Origin of the sequence: Lachnoclostridium phytofermentans ISDg (assembly GCF_000018685.1) — a bacterium.
In the GTDB taxonomy this organism is placed as follows: Bacteria; Bacillota; Clostridia; order Lachnospirales; family Lachnospiraceae; genus Lachnoclostridium; species Lachnoclostridium phytofermentans.
In genome coordinates this window covers 3,023,177-3,044,038 of sequence record NC_010001.1, presented here as the reverse complement: position 1 = coordinate 3,044,038, position 20,862 = coordinate 3,023,177, and the positions used below count along the sequence as shown (strand labels likewise).

Annotated in this window: 16 protein-coding genes; all 16 read left to right on the top strand. The window is 36.1% G+C overall.

Annotated features, from left to right (window positions below):
- Positions 1 to 159: 159 nt before the first annotated feature.
- Positions 160 to 2,115: a peptidoglycan D,D-transpeptidase FtsI family protein gene (locus CPHY_RS12785; protein WP_012200491.1), complete on the top strand. Its 1,956-nt coding sequence runs from the start codon at positions 160 to 162 to the stop codon at positions 2,113 to 2,115.
- Positions 2,116 to 2,218: 103 nt separating this feature from the next.
- Positions 2,219 to 4,168 (top strand): penicillin-binding transpeptidase domain-containing protein, encoded by a 1,950-nt coding sequence (locus CPHY_RS12780; protein WP_012200490.1) that lies wholly within the window; start codon positions 2,219 to 2,221, stop codon positions 4,166 to 4,168.
- A gap of 161 nt (positions 4,169 to 4,329) precedes the next feature.
- A complete protein-coding gene (gene murD / locus CPHY_RS12775) occupies positions 4,330 to 5,694 on the top strand; it encodes a UDP-N-acetylmuramoyl-L-alanine--D-glutamate ligase (protein WP_012200489.1) in 1,365 nt (454 codons plus the stop codon).
- 34 nt (positions 5,695 to 5,728) lie between these two features.
- A complete protein-coding gene (locus tag CPHY_RS12770) occupies positions 5,729 to 6,859 on the top strand; it encodes an FtsW/RodA/SpoVE family cell cycle protein (protein ID WP_012200488.1) in 1,131 nt (376 codons plus the stop codon).
- 91 nt (positions 6,860 to 6,950) lie between these two features.
- Positions 6,951 to 8,207, top strand: coding sequence for a UDP-N-acetylglucosamine 1-carboxyvinyltransferase (murA, locus tag CPHY_RS12765; protein ID WP_012200487.1), 1,257 nt, complete (start codon positions 6,951 to 6,953; stop codon positions 8,205 to 8,207).
- Positions 8,208 to 8,439: 232 nt separating this feature from the next.
- Entirely contained in the window at positions 8,440 to 9,189 is a 750-nt protein-coding gene (locus CPHY_RS12760; protein WP_012200486.1) for a cell division protein FtsQ/DivIB, read from the top strand.
- Between the two features lie 301 nt (positions 9,190 to 9,490).
- Positions 9,491 to 10,723: a cell division protein FtsZ gene (ftsZ, locus tag CPHY_RS12755; protein ID WP_012200485.1), complete on the top strand. Its 1,233-nt coding sequence runs from the start codon at positions 9,491 to 9,493 to the stop codon at positions 10,721 to 10,723.
- A 241-nt stretch (positions 10,724 to 10,964) separates the two neighbouring features.
- A complete protein-coding gene (locus CPHY_RS12750; protein ID WP_012200484.1) occupies positions 10,965 to 11,846 on the top strand; it encodes a sigma-E processing peptidase SpoIIGA in 882 nt (293 codons plus the stop codon).
- A 17-nt stretch (positions 11,847 to 11,863) separates the two neighbouring features.
- On the top strand, positions 11,864 to 12,604 hold the full coding sequence (gene sigE, locus CPHY_RS12745) for an RNA polymerase sporulation sigma factor SigE (protein WP_012200483.1): 741 nt from the start codon (positions 11,864 to 11,866) through the stop codon (positions 12,602 to 12,604).
- A 112-nt stretch (positions 12,605 to 12,716) separates the two neighbouring features.
- Entirely contained in the window at positions 12,717 to 13,499 is a 783-nt protein-coding gene (gene sigG / locus CPHY_RS12740; protein WP_012200482.1) for an RNA polymerase sporulation sigma factor SigG, read from the top strand.
- A 658-nt stretch (positions 13,500 to 14,157) separates the two neighbouring features.
- Positions 14,158 to 15,213 (top strand): LacI family DNA-binding transcriptional regulator, encoded by a 1,056-nt coding sequence (locus CPHY_RS12735; RefSeq protein WP_012200481.1) that lies wholly within the window; start codon positions 14,158 to 14,160, stop codon positions 15,211 to 15,213.
- Positions 15,214 to 15,283: 70 nt separating this feature from the next.
- The gene (locus CPHY_RS12730) at positions 15,284 to 16,705 is read left to right on the top strand and encodes an ABC transporter substrate-binding protein (protein ID WP_012200480.1); all 1,422 of its coding nucleotides are present in this window, start codon (positions 15,284 to 15,286) and stop codon (positions 16,703 to 16,705) included.
- Positions 16,706 to 16,938: 233 nt separating this feature from the next.
- A complete protein-coding gene (locus tag CPHY_RS12725) occupies positions 16,939 to 17,913 on the top strand; it encodes a carbohydrate ABC transporter permease (protein ID WP_012200479.1) in 975 nt (324 codons plus the stop codon).
- A 4-nt stretch (positions 17,914 to 17,917) separates the two neighbouring features.
- Complete coding sequence (locus CPHY_RS12720; protein ID WP_012200478.1) at positions 17,918 to 18,805, top strand: carbohydrate ABC transporter permease; 888 nt, start codon at positions 17,918 to 17,920, stop codon at positions 18,803 to 18,805.
- Between the two features lie 270 nt (positions 18,806 to 19,075).
- Positions 19,076 to 20,236, top strand: coding sequence for an iron-containing alcohol dehydrogenase (locus CPHY_RS12715; protein WP_041704411.1), 1,161 nt, complete (start codon positions 19,076 to 19,078; stop codon positions 20,234 to 20,236).
- 154 nt (positions 20,237 to 20,390) lie between these two features.
- Positions 20,391 to 20,738 carry a DUF1622 domain-containing protein gene (locus tag CPHY_RS12710; protein WP_012200476.1) on the top strand — a complete coding sequence of 116 codons (348 nt, stop codon included), beginning with the start codon at positions 20,391 to 20,393 and terminating at the stop codon, positions 20,736 to 20,738.
- Positions 20,739 to 20,862: the final 124 nt, after the last annotated feature.

Below are 20,862 nucleotides of genomic sequence, written 5' to 3'. Positions count from 1 at the left end.
CCATCTAGTCCATATGTCTTGTTGACTAGATAGGAAGTTCGTACTAATATCATGATAGTCATGTTTTCAAATAAAATTGTGCCGATACGATGTGAGATACAAAGAAGATAGCACGTTGTATTCCAACACTTGAAAAAATGCAAAAGAATTGAGGTTAAAATGGCAAGGCAGAGAGAAAAAGCAAAGGTAAAGAAATTCAAAGGCTATATGCAATCAAAATTGTTGTTTGTGTTTTTTATGATCCTTTGTGCGATGATTGCTATTATCGCACGCCTAGTATTTCTTAACAATAGGGATCAAGAGCGATATGAAAAAAGGGTACTTTCTCAACAAACCTTCTTAAGTTCTACAATTCCTTATCAAAGAGGGAGTATTCTAGACCGCAATGGTGTTGTTTTAGCTTCTAGTGATAAAGTATATAACGTTATCATTGAGCCAAAGGTAATCTTAACTGATGAGGAATATTTAAACCCAACAGTTGAGGCGCTAAGCAGTGTATTTGGAGTAGATACAGCAGAAGTCACATCGTTAATCCATGAAAAATCAACAAGTTCTTATCAAAGATTGCTAAAGCAAGTATCAATTGATGTGGTGGACCAATTTGAGAATTTACAAAAAGATAATAAGAAAATTAAAGGTGTATGGTTTGAAGAAGAATATAAAAGAATCTATCCATATGGAAGTCTCGCATCCCAAGTCATCGGTTATACCAGTGCAGGAGATGTTGGTACTTGGGGGATTGAGGAATATTATAACAGTAGTTTAAATGGAACCAATGGTAGAATATATGGATTTTATGACTCTGAATTAAATCTTACAAGAACAAGAAAAGAAGCTATCAATGGTTATACTATTGTATCAACAATAGATACTAATATACAGCGTATCGTTGAGGAGCATATTAAAAAATTTCAAGAAGAAATCGGAGCAAATAATGTAAGCGTTATGGTTTCTAACCCAAACAATGGGGAAATCTATGCTATGGCTACTAACTTTGGATTTGATTTAAATAATCCTTACGATTTATCTGCGTATTATGATGAGGTTGAGGTTGCCTCAATGAGTGAGGAAGATAAAGAAAAGGCATTAAATACGATGTGGCGTAATTTTAGTATCAGTGATACTTTTGAGCCAGGGTCCACTTTTAAACCTTTTACCGTAGCATCTGCTCTAGAAGAACATTTGGTTACACCAGAAACAACGTTTCAGTGTAATGGTGTATTACGAGTAGGGGGTTATAACATCAGGTGTAATGCAAGGCATGGAACGGTAACACTTGCACAGTCTTTAATGAAGTCTTGTAACCCATCCATGATGGCGATTGGTGAGAAAGAGGGAGCGTCTTTATTTAGTACTTACCAAGATCATTTCTTTTTTGGCAAGAAAACAGGGATAGATCTTCCGGGTGAGTCAGCGGGTATCTTAATTTCTGAGGATAAGTTACATGTTACCGAGCTAGCTACCAATAGTTTTGGTCAAGGTTTTAATGTTACTATGATTCAGATGGTGGCAGGATTCGCTTCCTTAGTAAATGGAGGACATTACTATCAACCTCATGTTGTGAAAGAAATCGTTACTGACCAAGGGACAACGGTTGATGAGAAAGAACAATATCCTATCAATGAGACAGTTTCAGCTGAAACTTCGGAATTCATTCGTGAAGCTATGTATTTAACAGTACACGACGGAACTGCGAAGCCGGCACAGGTGGAAGGATATCTGGTTGGCGGAAAAACAGGAACTGCACAAAAACTTCCTCGTACTTCGAAAAAATATGTCGTTTCCTTTATTGGATGTGTACCCACTGATGATCCACAAGTAGTAATATATGTGGTAATTGATGAAGTTCACGATGAAGCAAAGAAGGCAAGCAGTACGGTTGCAACAACACTAACAAGTCAAATCCTTAAGGATATCTTGCCGTTTCTTGAAGTATATCCAGAAGGTGAAATCGATTACAAAGTGGACCTTCCTGTAATTAAGGATGGGGAAGAGGGACAACCAGGAGAAGGCCAGCAAGGAGAGCAAGGAAATCAAGGAAAAAATGGTGAAAATGATTATGTTGGTTTTGATGAGTCTGAGGCAGATGCTATTCCAGATGATATAGCAAATTAGTATCAAGAAACAGGTTGGAAAATATTAAGAATAAAGGAAAACAATCATAACAACGAGCATACAATAATAAAATAGAAATGAATTAAAATCATTTTGGAGTCGTATGCAACGGTATAAATCATTTAACCGAAAAAATATAACAATTATTGTTATCGCTGTGTTTTTTATCGCTTGCTATCTTTGCGGAAGATTATTTTATCTCATGGTAGCAGCTTCAGAAAATTATGCCATCAAGGCTAGGCAGTTACATGAAAGAGAACGAAGCATTAAAGCTGAGAGAGGAACAATATATGATAGAAATGGTACGATCATTGCTGCGAATAAGCCAGTAAGTACCATTTCCGTTATTCATAATCAGATTAAAGATCCGGAGGGTGTAATAAAAGCCTTATCCGATGCCTTGAACCTTTCAGAGGAAACTGTTCGAAAGAGGGTTGAGAAGTATTCCTCGATAGAACGAATCAAGTCGAACGTTGACAAAGAAACAGCCGACTACATACGTAATCTATCCCTTGATGGTGTTATGGTGGATGAAGATTACAAACGTTTTTATCCATATGGCTCGTTAGCTTCTAAGGTTATCGGGTTTACTGGAAGTGATAATCAGGGCATTATCGGCCTTGAGGTAGAGTATGATTCATACCTTCAAGGAGTTAATGGAACGATTCTCACCCTAACTACAGCACATGGAATTGAAATTGACGGTGCTGCTGAAAACCGCATCGAACCGATTCCGGGAAATAGTATTCATTTAAGTTTAGATGTAAATATACAAAAATATGCGGAACAAGCTGCTACAAAAGTAATGGAAGCAAAAGGCGCTAATAATGTTAGCTTAATTGTATTAAATCCGCAAACTGGTGAAATCTATGCAATGGCAAATACGCCAGAGTTTGATTTAAATAATCCATATAGTTTGAATGAAGAATTAAAACAAAAGTACGAGGGAGTGACGCTAAGTAGTACAGAAAAAACGAATATACTCAATAATATGTGGAGAAATCCATGTATCAGTGATACGTATGAGCCAGGTTCCACCTTTAAAATAGTTACAGCAACGGCAGCGCTGGAAGAAAAGGTTGTAAGATTAACAGACCGCTTCTATTGCCCGGGTTTTAAGATTGTAGAGGACAGAAGGATTCGCTGCCATAAGGCAGGCGGACACGGAAGTGAGGATTTCGTACAGGGTATTAAGAATTCCTGTAACCCAGTATTTATGGAAATCGGTGCAAGAGTTGGTGCGACGAAGTTTTATGAATATTTTGATCGCCTCGGGCTATCAAATAAAACTGGTGTTGACTTACCAGGAGAAGCAAACTCAATTAAACATAAGCTTGATAATGTAGGTGCGGTAGAATTAGCAACCATGTCATTTGGTCAGTCTTTTCAAATTACACCACTACAGCTACTTACCGCAGCAAGTGCAATTGTAAATGGTGGAACTTTAATAACACCTCACTTTGGAGTTAATATACAGAATGCAGAAGGCACTGTTATCAAAGAACTTACGTTCAAAACAACGGAGAATGTGATATCAAAAGAAACATCAGAAACTATGAAGATGTTACTGGAAGCTGTTGTTGCAGATGGAACAGGGAAAAGAGCATATATTCCAGGCTTTCGTATTGGAGGTAAAACAGCAACGTCTGAAAAACTTCCAAGAAGATCTGGAAAGTATATTTCCTCATTTATTGGATTTGCTCCTGCTAATAATCCACAGGTAATGGCAATTGTTTTGATTGACGAACCGGAAGGAATCTACTATGGCGGTACCATCGCAGCACCAGTTGTTGCAGAAGTTTTTGATAATATTCTACCGTATTTAGGTATAGAACCTGCTTATAGTGAAAAAGAGTTGGAAGAATATAATATCGGTAAATTTGAAGTACCGAATTTTGTAGGTCTAACAAAAGCAGAAGTGGCAAAAAAATTGAAAGATTATTCCTTTGATGAGGTTACTTACCTTGGGGAAGGTGAAATTGTGAAAGAGCAATTCCCACTAGAGGGGGATATGATCAAGATGAACAGCGACTTGATTTTATATTTGGAATAGCCTATAATTAGGAAGATTGATTTTATGTAAAAAAGAGGCATTAATGTGAAAGAATGAATCTTTCACATATAGAATTGTAAACAATTCAATTTGCAAATATTTGTGCGCCTGGCACATAGCTGTCACACAAATTTGCAGATGGCTGCAGAATGGAGATAAATATGAATTTCCTTGGTAAAAAAGTATTGGTTGTTGGTGCCGGAAAAAGTGGTATCTCTGCGATAGAATTACTATCACAGGAGGGGGCACAAACCATTCTTTATGACGCAAACGAAGAAATAAACAAAGAAGAAATTAGCAAGAAACTACCTATAGATTATAAAGGGGACATCATACTCGGAGGATTATCATCTGAACTAAAATCCGAACTTGATGTGGTTGTATTAAGTCCCGGGGTTCCAACAGATTTAGATTATGTGAAAGAACTTAAGAGTGCGGAGATACCAATCATTGGTGAAGTTGAACTCGCTTATAACTTTTCGAAGGGTAAGATAGCTGCCATTACAGGAACGAACGGTAAGACATCGACGACAACTTTAGTAGGTGAGATTATGAAAACCTATTATAAAAGTGTTTTCGTCGTTGGAAATATCGGGGTTCCATATACTCAGATGGTTAAAAATACAGAAAACGATTCTGTTACAGTTGCAGAAATGAGTAGTTTTCAATTAGAAACTATTGAAACTTTTAGACCAGACGTTTCTGCTATTTTAAATATCACGCCAGACCACTTAAATCGCCATCATACGATGGAAGCATATATTGAAGCCAAGGTAAATATAACAAAGAACCAAACAAAAGAAGATACCTGTATTTTGAATTATGAGGATTCCTATCTTCGAACTGTAAGTGGGAGAATTCCTGCTACGATTCTATGGTTTTCAAGTGTAAGAGAACTTGAGAGAGGATTGTTTCTTCGAGAGAATCATATTATTTACCGAGATGATGAGAAAGAATGCGTTGTGTGCGATGTGAATGAATTACAGATCATTGGCAAGCATAATTATGAAAATGTCATGGCAGCCGTGGGAATTGCAATTGCCTTAAAAGTTCCAATGGATTTTATTCGCGAAGCAGTTACAAAATTTAGGGGAGTGGAGCATCGTATCGAGTATGTAACTACGAAACGAGGAGTGAAATACTACAATGATTCGAAAGGAACAAACCCAGATGCATCCATTCAAGCAATCAAAGCAATGCAGACCAAAACTCTTTTAATTGGTGGCGGTTACGATAAGGATTCTGACTACGATGATTGGATTAAGGCATTTGATGATAAGGTGACCTATCTTGTATTACTTGGTCAAACAAGAGAGAAGATAGCAAATGCAGCAAAAAGACTAGGTGTTAAGAATATAGTCTTGGTTGACAGTCTAAGTGAGGCAGTTGATTTTTGCGCGGAACACGCAGGTGTAGGGGAAACTGTATTATTATCTCCATGTTGTGCAAGCTGGGGAATGTTTAAAGATTATGAAGAACGCGGTATGTTATTCAAGGAATATGTTCATGCGTTAAAAGATGAATAAGTAGTGTGAGGTGAAGCATTTGACCAGGGAAGAGATGGAACAGGGCAAGAGGAGAAGGACGAAAAATTACTATGACTATAGTCTACTGTTTCTGATTATATTCTTAGTATGCTTCGGCTTAGTGATGATTTATAGTACCAGTTCGTACAATGCAGCGAAGTATTATGATGATTCCACGAAATTTTTACGTAGGCAAATGCTTTTTGCAATAGCTGGTATTCCTATAATGATTATCGTATCAAAGATAGATTACCGTATTTATATTAAGAGACTACCAATCATAAAAATACGACCGATAACGTTGCTGTTTTTCCTCTGTATTTTGTTGCAAACTGTAGTATTAATCTTCGGAGAAGCAACAGGTGGTTCTCAAAGATGGATTTCTCTCGGAGGTCTTGGAAAATTCCAACCCTCCGAGTTAACAAAGATATGTGTAGTATTATTTACTGCATACATAGTTCAGTTAGCGCCGAGGCGGCTTGACAACTTCTTCGGTTTCGTTCGAGTGGTAGCCTTTGTAGGTCCACTGCTTGCACTTGTAGTAGTAGAAAACTTTAGTACAGCATTAATTATTGCTGCTATCATGGTTTCAATCTGTTTTGTAGCCAGTAGAAAGAAAGGTTACTTTGTTATAGCTGGTATCTTATTTATTGTCGCTGGTTCGTTTTTGGTCTTCGGTGTTTCTTACCGAGGAGAACGTGTTGAAGTATGGCGTAATGTAGAAACTCATCCAAAAGGATATCAGATTTTACAAGGTTTATATGCGATAGCATCTGGCGGTTTATTTGGAAAAGGATTAGGAAATAGTATGCAAAAGTTAGGCTTCATACCAGAGGCGCACAATGATATGATATTTTCCGTAATCTGTGAAGAACTTGGTATGTTTGGAGCAATTGCAGTTATTATGCTATTTTTACTGTTGATATGGAGATTGTTTACGATTGCAATTAATGCACCTGATCTCTACGGTGGCTTAATAGCAACCGGTGTACTTACACATATTGCAGTCCAAGTATTAATCAATGTGGCGGTTGTTACAAATAGTATTCCGGCGACTGGTATCCCATTACCATTTATCAGTTATGGTGGTAGTTCTCTGGTAGTCTTATTGGTTGAGATGGGGCTTGTACTTAGCGTTTCAAATAAAATTGAACATGAACGTTGATTCTTCTAGACAACGGAGGGCTTATTAATGCTGTAACCGATCGGAAGATATCGCATATGATAGTAGTGTATTTCTATTTCGAGGTATGACTATGTCTTCCGTTGTAGTTTCAGGTTTGTCTTCTCTCTATGGAGAAGTTTCTATACAGGGTTCTAAAAATGCCGTTTTACCAATCCTAGCAGCCTCTCTTTTGCATGCAGGTGTTACTGTATTAAAGGATTGTCCATGTATCTCTGATGTTTGTGACATGCTCCTTGTTATGGAGGATATGGGATGTCAAGTGAAATGGGACAACAGCACTTTAATCATAGATGCTACGAATGCGAATCCGATTCCGGTCACAGGGGAAACTGCCAAGAAAACTCGCGCGTCCATTCTATTTTTAGGTGCGCTACTTAGCAGAAACAAACAAGCAGTAATCTCGTATCCGGGAGGATGTACCATTGGTAAAAGACCGATTGATATCCATATAAATTCACTCGAGAAGATGGGCGTAGTTTTAGAGGATGAAGATAATGTCCTCACTTGTAGTGTCTTAAGACTACGGGGTACAAGAATAGAGTTTCCATCACCAAGTGTTGGGGCTACTGAAAATGTTTTACTGGCAGCTGTTTTAGCTGAGGGAATTACGGAAATAGTGAATGCAGCAAGAGAGCCAGAAATTACTGCATTATGTGAGTTTCTAATTCAGTCTGGTGCCAAAATTTCTGGATTAGGTACGTCTTGTTTACGTATCGAAGGGGTAGATGAGTTACATGATACAAGCTATCAAGTTCCACCAGATCGCATTGTTGCAGGAACATATTTGACTGCAGTAGCTGCAGCGTCAGGGTATGCCGTGATTCATGGCGTAATTGAACGAGATTTGGCAGAAGTTATCTATGTGCTTCGAAAGATGGGATGTGTGATTGATCTTCGGGAAAATAAAGCATTTATTAAAAGGAGTGGCGTTTTACAATCACCAGGCATTATCATTACAGAGCCATTTCCAGGATTCCCAACCGATATGCAATCACAGTTTTTAAGTCTAATGTCAGTATCCTACGGTGAGAGTGTAATCGAGGAGCGTATATTTGAAGCTCGTTTCAATGTTGTTGAGGAATTAAATCGCATGGGATCCCTCATTAATATAGAAGAAAAAAGAGCAATTGTTCAGGGATTAAGAAAATTAAAGGGTACGGAAGTTGTTGCTAAAGATTTGCGTGGCGGTGCAGCATTAATCATTGCAGGATTAACAGCAGAAGGAATTACTGTGATTCGTAATACAGAGTACGTAGAACGAGGGTATGTTGATATCTGTAAGGACTTGCGAAACTTAAATGCAAATATTCGAATGTTACAAGTGTAAAAAGTAATTCTAAGCCAGCAAAATACGCTGACTAAGAATTTCTAAGTTTCACAGCAGTTTGTGTCTGCGTAATCCTTGGCACAGACTTCCGGCCTACTAAGTGGGCATGGTTTTAAGTGTGAAGAGAATTTCTAGGGCGACGAAAGATGCCGCCTGAGAAATTCTAAACTTCACAATGCCTACTTAGCAAACATGGGATTAGTGTAAATAAATAAGTTGGAGGTTACTTTCTATGGTAAGGCAACTACAAAGGAAGGTAAGAAGGAAGCGAAGTCCAGCATTAATTATAAAACTAGCGATACTTCTTATTATATTGATTGCGGTAATTGTCCTATTTATGAATTTTCGTTTAGAAAATGTTATCGTAGAAGGTTCTACAAGATATACAGAAGAGGAAATAAAAAACCGATTGATAACGAAAAAGACGGATCAAATTACCTTATTTTATTATCTTAGACAGCGTTTTAGTGAACCTGTTTCTATACCTTTTGTGCAAAAAGTAGTGGTTTCTATGGAGAATCGCAATACGATTCATGTCACTGTATATGAAAAGATGGTAGTAGGCTGTGTTGAAATGATGGGTAGCTACCTGTATTTTGATATGGATGGTATTGTTGTGGAAAGCACAAAAGATAAATTAGAAGATATTCCGCAAGTTACAGGGCTAAAATTTAATAAATTAGTATTACATGAAAAGCTTGAGGTTCAAAAAGAAGGTTTATTTGAGACTATCTTAAATGTTACGAAACTGATTAAGAAGAATGAATTACCAATTGATGCGATGAGATTCAATTCTGAGTATGAATTAACCTTAACCTCAGATGGTATTGAAGTCTCATTAGGACGAAAAGAATTTTATGATGAGCAACTAGCAGCTCTTAAAAATATACTGGAAGCTGCTGGAGATAAAAAACTAAAAAGTATTGATATGAAAAACTATAGCAAGAATAATAAGAATATAATTGGTGAAAAGAAAGAGTAAATACCACCTTGTAGACTAAATTCCAGTGGTCAGGGTATAGGGTGGATTTTGAATTTTCAATTAAGTTAAAAATATAATTTCAAAACCATTAAATTAAATACATTTTTGTATAAAAATTGTAAATACTACTTGATATTTTCTTAATTTATAGATATTATATAGTATAGAATAATTATATTGGAAGCGGTATGACACAATATGTTGTACTTGCAAAATTCAGCAGGAAAAACATCAATCTGCAGTACGTGACTAGGAGTCACTATGATGAAAATAGAAGGATGATGAAAAAGGAGGAACTACCTTGCTTGAGATAAGAATGAATGAATCGGATTCTGCTGCAAAGATACTTGTAATTGGAGTTGGTGGAGCAGGTAATAATGCGGTAAACCGTATGATTGAAGAAAATATATTGGGTGTTGAATTTGTTTGTGTAAATACGGACAAGCAGCACTTAAAAAATTGTAAGGCTCCTCAATGTGTACAAATTGGTGAGAAACTTACCAAAGGACTTGGAGCTGGAGCACAGCCTGAGGTTGGTGAAAAGGCAGCAGAGGAAAGTAGGGAAGAATTAACCGAAATTATCAAAGGTTCTGATATGGTGTTCGTAACCTGCGGAATGGGTGGTGGTACTGGAACAGGTGCTGCACCAGTTGTTGCTTCTATTGCAAAAAGCATGGGAATTCTTACAGTAGGTATTGTGACTAAGCCATTTAAGTTTGAAGCAAAACAACGTATGAATAATGCGGTGAATGGCATTGAGAAGTTAAAAGAAAGTGTTGATACTTTAATCGTCATTCCGAATGATAAATTATTAGAAATAGTTGACAGACGTACTACAATGCCAGATGCTTTAAGAAAAGCAGATGAGGTATTGCAACAGGGTGTGCAGGGTATTACAGACCTTATTAATGTACCAGGACTTATTAATCTTGACTTTGCTGACGTTCAGACAGTTATGAAAGATAAGGGCATCGCACACATTGGAATCGGTATAGCTACCGGTGATGATAAGTGTACAGAAGCTGTAAAACAGGCTATCACAAGTCCGTTACTAGAAACTACCATTGAAGGCGCTAGTCATGTAATTATCAATATTTCTGGTGACCTTAGTCTTATCGAAGCGAATGAAGCTGCAACATTTGTTCAGGAACTGGCCGGAGATTCAGCAAATATTATCTTTGGTGCGATGTATGATGAATCAGTCCCAGATCAGGCTGTCATTACTGTTATCGCAACAGGTCTTGAGGAAAAGGGGAGTAAGAATCAAGTAAAGACTCCAAGCTTTATGAGAAATGATGCACCAACTACAAATAAAGTAGGTATTGCATCAGGAACACTGCCTACATATAATAAGCCAGTGACTAATCCACAGATAAATACAAATACAAATACAAATACTAATACTAATAGTTATGTGAGACAACCACAACCAAACAATTATACTAATCAGAGTTTTGGACAAGTTAGTAATGCGCCTTCTGAGTCAGGTGGAATTAAGATACCTGAGTTTTTACAAAAAAATAGAAATAAATAATTTGCATTGTGCATGTCATACATTTAAAAAAATGCCTTTTAAGCGACAAAATACCAGGTTCGCTTGAAAGGCTTTTTTGCGCTTTAATTCCGTTTTTTATTTTTTCTGGTTATTTAAGCCGAATAATATCGAAAGTTAAAAAATATGGGAAATGAATTCTTTGTGATAAATACCACATTACAACAAAATATTCCAAGCATATTCGGTATAATAAAACCAGTAAATGGAGGCGGGGTGAACATTGCAACTCGAAGTATATATCGATGTACTCTTTATTGTTAACTTTGTTATGGATCTAGTTTTATTAATCATTGTGAAAAGATTGCGCCGCCAGGAAGGAAAACTATATCGATTAGTTCTTGGTTCTATTGCTGGTGCCGCATTATCGTGTTTGGTCAATATATATTTTATGTCAGATATTTTTTTATATCTGCTCATAGGTTATGGATTGACTGGCTTTCTTATGACTATGATTACTTTTGGAGTCCAAAATAAGCGTGCATTTATAAGTAATTATCTTGTATTACTAATAACCACCTTTGTTCTTGGAGGAATGGTGAATTCACTTTATCTAAATACCCAAACAAGATATTACTTAAATCTCATGTATCAAGAGTTATTACAAGGAGAGAAGAGGACTGCTACGATTGTCATCATCACTATCATTACTTTGTTGCTTTTTAGCTTCGTCTGTATAATATGGAGGCAAAATAGAAAGAAGGAAGAAGAGTTGTACTCAGTAGAGCTCTACATAGAGGATGAGCCTATTTTGTGCAAGGGATTAATGGATACAGGGAACTCGTTAAGAGATCCGGTTTCCGGAAAACCAGTAATAGTCGTGGATGAAAAACTATTAGAGAAAGAAATGAATCAATTAAAGGAATTACATCCAAATCGTATTCGCGTTATTCCGTATAGTTCTGTTGGTAAACATAACGGTCTTTTATTTGGAATCCGATTGAAGAAGATTATTATAAGTAATTCAAATGACTGTATCTGTAATCATGAAGTTGTCGCTGCTTTGTCAAATCAAGGATTTGCAAATCGGGAGGCCTATCAGGTATTGTTACATACAGATCTTTTGGGGATTATAGGTGGACAGGAAAGTCAAATGGGAAAATGAGAAGGGAGCTTGCCAAGATGCTATTAAAAATCACAATCCAAAATAAATTTCAGTTCCGTATGATACCAAGTTTTCGTGAGTTATTCTTGAAGAAAAAAGGGGAAATTCACTATATTGGGGGTGCTGAAGTTTTGCCGGCTCCTTTGGATGCCAAGAGAGAAGCAGATGCAATTATGAAACTTGGTACACCGGATGATGTGGAGGCGAAATCATTACTAGTAGAACATAACTTAAGGCTGGTAGTTTACATAGCAAAAAAATTTGATAATACAGGCGTAGGGGTAGAGGATTTAATCTCAATAGGGACGATTGGGCTAATTAAGGCGATAAACACGTTTAATCCGGATAAAAATATTAAATTGGCTACTTATGCCTCTCGTTGCATCGAAAATGAAATCCTGATGTATTTACGTAGAAATAGTAAAACAAAGCTTGAGGTATCTATTGATGAGCCGCTTAATGTAGATTGGGACGGTAATGAATTGTTATTGTCTGATATCCTTGGTACGGAGGAAGATGTAATATACAAAAACATAGAAGACGAAGTCGATAAGAAACTCCTTGGTAGAGCACTTTCTAAATTAAATGACCGTGAAAAAATTATAGTTTCGTTACGATTTGGTTTAAACACTGCAGATGGTAACGAACGTACACAAAAAGAAGTGGCAGATATGCTAGGGATTTCGCAGTCTTATATTTCTCGTTTGGAGAAGAAGATAATTAAGCGTTTAAAAAAGGAAATGCTACGATGTGAATAAAAGGATAAAATTAACAAAAAATAACATTAGAAATATCGTATAAAAAGAGACCTTCCGGTAAATCATTTTATTATGACTTCAGAATAAAATGGTTAATCTGGGAGGTTTCATTATGGCTCTTTATAAGGTAGAAATTTGTGGAGTAAATACATCGAAATTGCCGTTGTTAAAGGGTGAAGAAAAGGATGCTTTATTTGAAAGAATCAAGCAAGGTGATAAGGAAGCTAGAGAGCTGTATATCAAAGGAAACCTACGATTGGTGCTAAGCATCATACAACGATTTTCAAATAGTAATGAAAATGTTGACGATTTGTTTCAAATTGGTTGTATTGGTTTAATGAAAGCAATCGATAATTTTGACATCACGCAAGGTGTAAAGTTTTCAACCTATGCAGTACCAATGATAATTGGTGAGATACGTCGTTATTTAAGAGATAATAATGCGATCCGTGTATCCCGTTCTTTAAGGGATACTGCTTATAAAGCAATTTATGCGAAAGAAATGCTTCTTAAGAAAAATGATAAAGAACCAACGGTTTGTGAGATTGCAAATGAAGTTGGAATTAGTCAGGAAGATATTGTGGCAGCACTTGATGCAATCCAGAGCCCAGTATCTTTGTATGAGCCTGTCTATTCAGAGGGTGGAGACACTTTATATATTATGGACCAGGTAAGTGACAAAAAGAATAAAGAAGAAAACTGGGTGGAAGAAATCTCATTAAAGGAAGCGATGGCGAGATTATCTCCAAGAGAAAATAATATTATTAATCTTCGTTTCTTTCAAGGAAAGACTCAGATGGAAGTAGCTGAAGAAATTCAAATTTCACAAGCACAAGTTAGTAGACTTGAAAAAAATGCATTAAAAAATATGAGAAACTATCTTATGGATAAATAAGCATGTAAGATAGGAATTAACAGACTGGCGGGTAGTATTCTACCCGCCAGATTTATATCATACGAACTGATGTGAAATTTGATGTCAAAGTGCGGGCTCTGCAGAAGTCTAAATACATAAGAAATCCGGGAAATAGACAGAATTGAGGCAAGAATAAGCATGTTCACTCTATATCTGACAGGGAACATATACACTGTTTACTGATGAATCCAGGGTAACAAGCAAATACTTAAACTAAAAATTTCTTTGTTATGAAAATTTTCGAAAATGGAAGAAAAAACAAATATGGCATCAAATTTTAAAGAGACATAGCGAAACGTTTCGTCACGTCTCTGATTCGGTTTTATGATTAAATAATGTGTAAATAGTTGTGTTTAATTCAAATAAATCGTCAAATATAATGAATTTAGGTATAATTTACAATTTTCAGATAAACGGAATTAAGAAAATAGCCATATTTATTTCGCTTTATTAACGAAAACTATAGTAGAATGATTTGTTTTTGTATGTATCATGTCAAAAAGAATGCAATAAAATTCCTATATATGGAATAAAGAAGTAATAATCAATATATAAATAAAATTAATACTTGATATTTTGTATAAACTGCTATATAATAAAATTACGAAAACGATATAGCTAAGAAGCGGTGGTAAAAATGGCGACGATTAAAGACTTATCATTAAAATGTGGTGTTTCCGTTTCCACTGTCAGCAAAGCATTGAATGGCTATAAGGATATTGGAGAGGAAACGAAGCGAAATATCCTGAAAGCAGCCAATGAGATTGGTTATTTTCCAGATTCGAATGCAAGGGCATTGAAGACGAAGAAAACTTATAATATCGGAGTATTATTTTCCACGATGTTCAATCATGGACTCAGGAATGAATACTTCGCTCATATTTTAGCTTCCTTCAACGAATATGCTACGGGCAAGGGATACGACATTAACTTTATTGAGCATAATGTTGGTGACAGGAAGATGACTTTTCTGGAACATTGCAGTTATCGGAATTTCGATGGTGTTTGTATTGCCTGCTGTGCAGATTTCTTTGACAATGAGATACAACAGGTTGTGAATTCAAAGATTCCTGTAGTAGTCATTGATCATATCTATAATGAGGCAATATCGATTCTTTCTGATAATATGGAAGGAATGAGGCAGTTAACACAGTACATAATTGATCAGGGTCACAAAAGAATAGCATACATTCATGGCACGAATTCATCGGTTACGCATAATCGATTGGTAAGCTTTTACCAGGTTTTACGAGAAAATGGTTTAACTATACCGAACGAATATGTGGTAGAAGGAATTTATCGTGATTCTGATACGTCAGGCTTATTGACACAGAGATTACTGGATTTACAAGTCCCACCTACCTGTATCATTGCTCCAGATGATTATTCAGCGCTTGGAGTTATGAATACAATCAGAAGAAGCGGTTTAAGGATACCAGAAGATATCTCTGTTGCAGGGTACGATGGCATTTCAGTGGCACAGGCATTAGAACCGAAGCTTACTACGATAAGACAGGATACTGACAGAATTGGAACAGAAGCAGCAAAGCAGTTAATTAATTTGATTGAGAGACCTATGGTAACCTCTATTTCAAATGTTTACCTAAAGGTCTCATTGATGAAGGGAAGTTCAGTTGGCTATGTAACTAGCACCGAATTGAATCGCCCATCAAGGCAATCGATTGTCGATTAAAGACAATCAAGGTAACATAGGCATTTGTATTATTTATTAATAGAATGCAAAATTAAAGGAGGGTATTGATATGAAAAAGATGAAAAAAGCATTAGCTATGCTCATGGTTTTGACCATGGTTTGTGCTATGTTTGCAGCATGCGGTAAGAACGACCAAAAAGCAAACAAGGACCAAACAAACAAAGAGAATACAAAAGATAATTCAACTGATGGTAAGAGTGGTGACAACAAAGAGAAGACAACAGCTGGGTCTACTGGCGGTAAGACATTAAGAATATATTGTTGGAATACTGAGTTCCAGGATAGATTCAACGAGTATTATGCTAGTAAAATTCCATCTGGCGTAACGGTCGATTGGGTTATCAATCCTAATGAAGACAATGTATACCAGACAAAGCTCGATGAAGCATTACAAAAACAGGCCTCTGCTTCACCGGAAGATAGAATTGACTTATTCCTGATAGAAGCTGACTATGCATTAAAGTATGTTGGTACTGACTATACTTTGGATGTTGTGAAGGATATTGGCCTAACAGAAGACGATCTTTCTCAACAATATCAATACACAAAGGATGTTGTTACGGTTGATGGCTCTCTTAAAGGTGTTTCATGGCAGTCTTGTCCAATGGGCTTTCTTTATAGAAGATCCATGGCTAAAGCAGTGTTAGGAACAGACGATCCTGATCAGGTTCAAGAGATGATTTCAGACTGGACAAAATTTGATGCTGTAGCTGCGAAGATGAAAGATGCAGGTAACTTCATGCTATCTGGCTATGATGATGATTATCGTGTATTTGCTAACAACAAGAAATTGCCTTGGATTGATGATAACAATAAGATCGTAGTTGATGATGAGATCAAACAATGGGTATCGCAGACTAAGACATATACAGATAAAGGTTACAATAACAAAGCTAGCTTATGGTCAGCAGAGTCAACTGCTCAGATGGCAAAAGACGGTAAGGTATTTGGCTACTTTGGACCGGCTTGGTTTATGGATTTCTGCTTCATGGATTACACACTTGATGATCCAAATCAGCCAAAAGAAATTGGTAACGGTGGTTACGGTGACTGGGCTATGTGTAAAGGGCCTCAGGGATCTTACTGGGGTGGTACATGGATTTGTGGTGCAGCAGGAACAGATAATATCGATATCGTAAAAGATATTATGTTAACTATGACATGCAATAAAGATACACTTGTTAAGATTACTAACAAATTTGGTGATTTTACTAACAATGTAGCAGCTATGACAGAACTAGCTAACAGTGATTTTGGATATCCTTTCTTAGGAGGTCAGAATCATATCAAAGTATTACTTGAATCTGCACAAGATATTCATATTTCTGCAGCATCACCTTTTGATCAGACTATGACTGAAAAACTTCAATTAGCAATGAAAGACTACTTTGAAGGAGTTGTAACAGAACAGCAGGCTTGGGATAACTTCTATACAGAAGTTTTAGGAAAGCATCCAGAACTTAGTAAATAAGAGAAGAGTTCGAAATCGCTCATAGTGTAACGGATAAGATATAGTTTTTGTAATAACCAAAGAACTTAAAAACATTTATTTCGGTACAGCAAGGTGGTTTGAATCGCCTTGCTGTACTAATATGGATAGTATGCTGATGAAAAAGGCATCTCTCCTTTTACAATAGCAGGATTGAAAGCGCGCACAGTTCTGCTGGTGCAACTCATAATAAAGCGCAATTTGTGAGGTATCCTATGCAGAATCCAAAGAAATCGAAAAAATTTGTCAATTATTCAAAATGGGGATATATTTTCCTAATACCATTCTTTGTAACCTATACGATCTTTTCACTGATACCATTACTTTCAACGTTTTACTACAGCTTCTTTGAGTTATATTGGGCGAATGGGGGATTGTCAAAGGTAGGCCCGAATTTTGTTGGGCTAAAGAATTTTTTTAAACTCTTTACTGAGTCCGAGTTTTTAAAATATTTCGGTAATACAATGATACTTTGGATCATTGGGTTCATACCTCAGATTTTAATTTCTCTCCTATTAGCAGCACTATTTACAAGTAATCGTTTGAGACTAAAGAGGCAAGGATTTTTTAAATCAGTTATCTATATGCCAAATTTGATTATGGCATCAGCATTCGCTATGTTATTCTTTACTTTATTCTCACCAGATGGACCAGTCAATCAGTTGTTAATCCAGTTTGGCTTTGTGAATGCAGGAGACCCAATACGATTTTTTTCCAGAATAACTGGAACACGTGGTATAATCGCACTCATGAATTTTCTCATGTGGTTTGGTAATACAACAATCATGCTGATGGCAGGTATTATGGGAATTGATCAGGGGTTGTTTGAGGCAGCCTATGTTGATGGTGCAAAACCAATCCAAGTATTTAAAAGGATTACATTACCTTTATTAATGCCAATCCTAAGTTATGTAATGATTACTTCTTTAATCGGTGGTATTCAGATGTTTGATGTCCCACAGATTTTAACCAGTGGATCTGGAAGTCCGAATAATACTAGTAAAACGGTTGTAATGTTATTAAATAGTAAGTTATCACCAAGCTTAAATTATGGTGATGGCGGTGCGATTTCAGTAATCTTATTCATGTTGACAGCTCTTTGTAGTGTTGTTGTATATCGTTCGATGATGAATAAGACAGGTAATGATGAAGTTAAGAAAAAAATAAGAGAAGAGCAAAGAAGGAAGTAACGGAATGATGGATAATAGAAAAGCAAACACAAAACCGAATAAAAGCAAACGTGGAGTTGGCGGTGTTGTGACAAGCAGAATTCTGTCATATATCCTATTGATATTTCTCACCATTATTTGCTTGTTTCCATTTTACATATTAATTGTAAACGCCTCGAGAAGCCATGTTCAAATTACCGCTGGTTTCTCACTAATCCCAGGTAAAAATCTATTCCAGAATATAAAAGATGTTCTTAAAAACTCGACATTCACGATTGGCAGTGGTATGCGTAACAGTTTGTTAATTGCTACGTTAAGCGCAGTATTAACAACATATTTTTCTACGTTGACTGCATATGCAATTCATATGTATGATTTTAAACTGAAAAAATACGCTTTTACATTTATCATGTTTGTCATGATGGTACCAGCTCAGGTATCTGCGTTAGGTTTTCTTGATTTAATTGATAAGATTGGAATGAGAAATACCCTGTATCCTCTGTTTTTACCGGCAATCGCTTCTCCGGTTACATTCTTCTTTATGAAACAGTACATGGAGAGTGTATTACCTACAGAAATCGTTGAAGCTGCAAGAGCGGATGGATCATCAGAGTTTAGAACATTCAATACAATTATTTTGCCTATTATGAAACCTGCGATTTCAGTACAAGCAATCTTCTCATTCGTAGGTAGTTGGAACAATTACTTTATTCCTGCACTTGTTATATCTTCGCAGAATAAAAAGACAGTACCAATTCTGATGGCAGGACTACGTTCTGCAAGTTATCAGAATTTCTCTTTAGCCCAGCAGTATGTGGCAATATGTATGGCAATCATACCTCTGATAATCATGTATTTTATCTTATCAAGGTATATCATTGCAGGTGTTACATTAGGAAGTGTGAAAGGTTAATATATTAGGAAGAATGAAAGGTTGATACATAAGGAAGAGTGTAAGGTTGAACATTATGAAGAGTGTAAGGATGACACTTGCATTAATTAAATATATCAATTAGAATAAGGGTATCTGTATTAAAGTACAGATACCCTTATTCATGGCAAAGAAAAGTTCATGAAGTGTGCTTTTTCTTGTAATTGAATTAAAAGCACTAGGCTATGGATGCACATTTGCGATCCATTTTAATGGTAGTCGCTACGAAATCAGGAAAGGATGAAGAAAAATATGGAGAATTATGTATTTCACGCATATACCAAAATGTTATTTGGTAAAAATCAGATCGATCAGCTACCTGAGGTAATGAATGACTATGGAAAAACAGTACTTTTAGTTTATGGTGGCGGAAGTATAAAGAAAAATGGAATATACGATAAGGTTTATACATTATTAAAAGGTTGGAATATTATTGAACTTAGTGGAGTAGAGCCAAATCCGAGAATCACAACAGTACGTGAAGGTGTAAGACTGTGTAAAGAAAATAACGTTGATGTTATTCTAGCAGTTGGTGGAGGTAGTACTCTTGACTGTAGTAAGGTGATTGCAGCAGGACATTATTATGATAATGATCCATGGGATCTTGTATTAGATGGAAGTCTTATTACGAAAGCACTGCCACTCGTAACAATTTTAACCTTGGCTGCAACTGGTTCTGAGATGAATAAGAATGCAGTTATTTCTAATTTAGAGACAAATGAGAAGTTTGGAACTGCTTCAAAATTAGTGATTCCACAGGCGTCCATATTAGATCCGACTTACCTATTTACATTACCTGCAATTCAGACAGCAGCAGGAACCGCAGATATTATGTCACATATTTTTGAAGCTTATTTTGGTAAAGTAAAGGATGCTTATATTCAAGATAGTTTTTCTGAAGGAATTTTAAAAGCTTGTATTAAATACTGTAAGATTGCACTAAAAGAGCCTGAAAATTATGAAGCACGTGCAAACTTAATGTGGGCAAGTAGTATGGCGCTAAACGGATTAACCGGTAGTGGAAAGTCTCATGCTTGGACCTGTCATCCGATTGAACATGAATTAAGTGCATTTTATGATATTACTCATGGTGTAGGCCTTGCAATTGTAACACCTCGTTGGATGAGATATATATTAAATGATGATACGGTAGAACAATTTGCAACTTACGGTCATAATGTATGGGATTTACCGATGGAAGAGGATAAGTTTGAGGTAGCTCATAAGGCAATTGACAAAACAGAAGAGTTCTTTAAAGAAATCGGTATTCCAATGACGTTAAAAGAAGTTGGAATTGATGATTCTAAGTTAGATATTATGGCAGAAAAAGCGGTAAGATTCGGTGGTTTAGGGGACGCTTTCGTTTCTTTAACAAAAGAGGATGTTGTTAATATCTTAAAAGATTGCTTATAAGAAGGAAAGCAAGCTAAGTTGAATTAAGCTTTCTGTACTGTTTCAGGGGTAAAAATACCATATCCACAAGCGTTTTTACACTTCAAACAGCAGAAAACTAAAACTAAAAATAATATCATAAGAAAAATATGGGGTACATCAGAAAGGGAGAACAATGGAGTTTTTACATGAAACGCTAAGGGTTATCGTTGATATAGCAATTCTTTTGTTTGAATACGTAGGTGTATTAATTTTAATATTATCGGGAATACGTGGAGTATTTCAATATTTTCGGAGGAATGAATTAACAAGACTAAATCTTGCCAAAGGTATGGCAATGGGGTTAGAGTTTAAGCTTGGAAGCGAGATATTGCGTACTGTTATTGTAAGAGATTTTCAGGAAATTCTTACTGTGGGTAGCATTATATTATTAAGAGCTGCTTTAACATTTTTAATCCATTGGGAAATAAAAAATGAAGAAATAAATGCGGTTGAAAAAATTGAAGGACACGAGAAAAATTGAAATAATCAAATAAGATTTCTGTTTTTATTGTAACAATTTATTAACCTCTTTTAAAAAATATTGTTTGTGAAAATTATTGCTTATATAAAAAGTCTATCTTAGTTTTTCTCTATCTTATGATAGA

Bases quoted from the DNA above. Each gene is read 5' to 3' on its own strand.
- CPHY_RS12785 (WP_012200491.1), top strand. From the start codon at position 160: ATGGCAAGGCAGAGAGAAAAAGCAAAGGTAAAGAAATTCAAAGGCTAT.
- CPHY_RS12780 (WP_012200490.1), top strand. From the start codon at position 2,219: ATGCAACGGTATAAATCATTTAACCGAAAAAATATAACAATTATTGTT.
- murD (WP_012200489.1), top strand. From the start codon at position 4,330: ATGAATTTCCTTGGTAAAAAAGTATTGGTTGTTGGTGCCGGAAAAAGT.
- CPHY_RS12770 (WP_012200488.1), top strand. From the start codon at position 5,729: ATGGAACAGGGCAAGAGGAGAAGGACGAAAAATTACTATGACTATAGT.
- murA (WP_012200487.1), top strand. From the start codon at position 6,951: ATGTCTTCCGTTGTAGTTTCAGGTTTGTCTTCTCTCTATGGAGAAGTT.
- CPHY_RS12760 (WP_012200486.1), top strand. From the start codon at position 8,440: ATGGTAAGGCAACTACAAAGGAAGGTAAGAAGGAAGCGAAGTCCAGCA.
- sigE (WP_012200483.1), top strand. From the start codon at position 11,864: ATGCTATTAAAAATCACAATCCAAAATAAATTTCAGTTCCGTATGATA.
- sigG (WP_012200482.1), top strand. From the start codon at position 12,717: ATGGCTCTTTATAAGGTAGAAATTTGTGGAGTAAATACATCGAAATTG.
- CPHY_RS12735 (WP_012200481.1), top strand. From the start codon at position 14,158: ATGGCGACGATTAAAGACTTATCATTAAAATGTGGTGTTTCCGTTTCC.
- CPHY_RS12730 (WP_012200480.1), top strand. From the start codon at position 15,284: ATGAAAAAGATGAAAAAAGCATTAGCTATGCTCATGGTTTTGACCATG.
- CPHY_RS12725 (WP_012200479.1), top strand. From the start codon at position 16,939: ATGCAGAATCCAAAGAAATCGAAAAAATTTGTCAATTATTCAAAATGG.
- CPHY_RS12720 (WP_012200478.1), top strand. From the start codon at position 17,918: ATGATGGATAATAGAAAAGCAAACACAAAACCGAATAAAAGCAAACGT.
- CPHY_RS12715 (WP_041704411.1), top strand. From the start codon at position 19,076: ATGGAGAATTATGTATTTCACGCATATACCAAAATGTTATTTGGTAAA.
- CPHY_RS12710 (WP_012200476.1), top strand. From the start codon at position 20,391: ATGGAGTTTTTACATGAAACGCTAAGGGTTATCGTTGATATAGCAATT.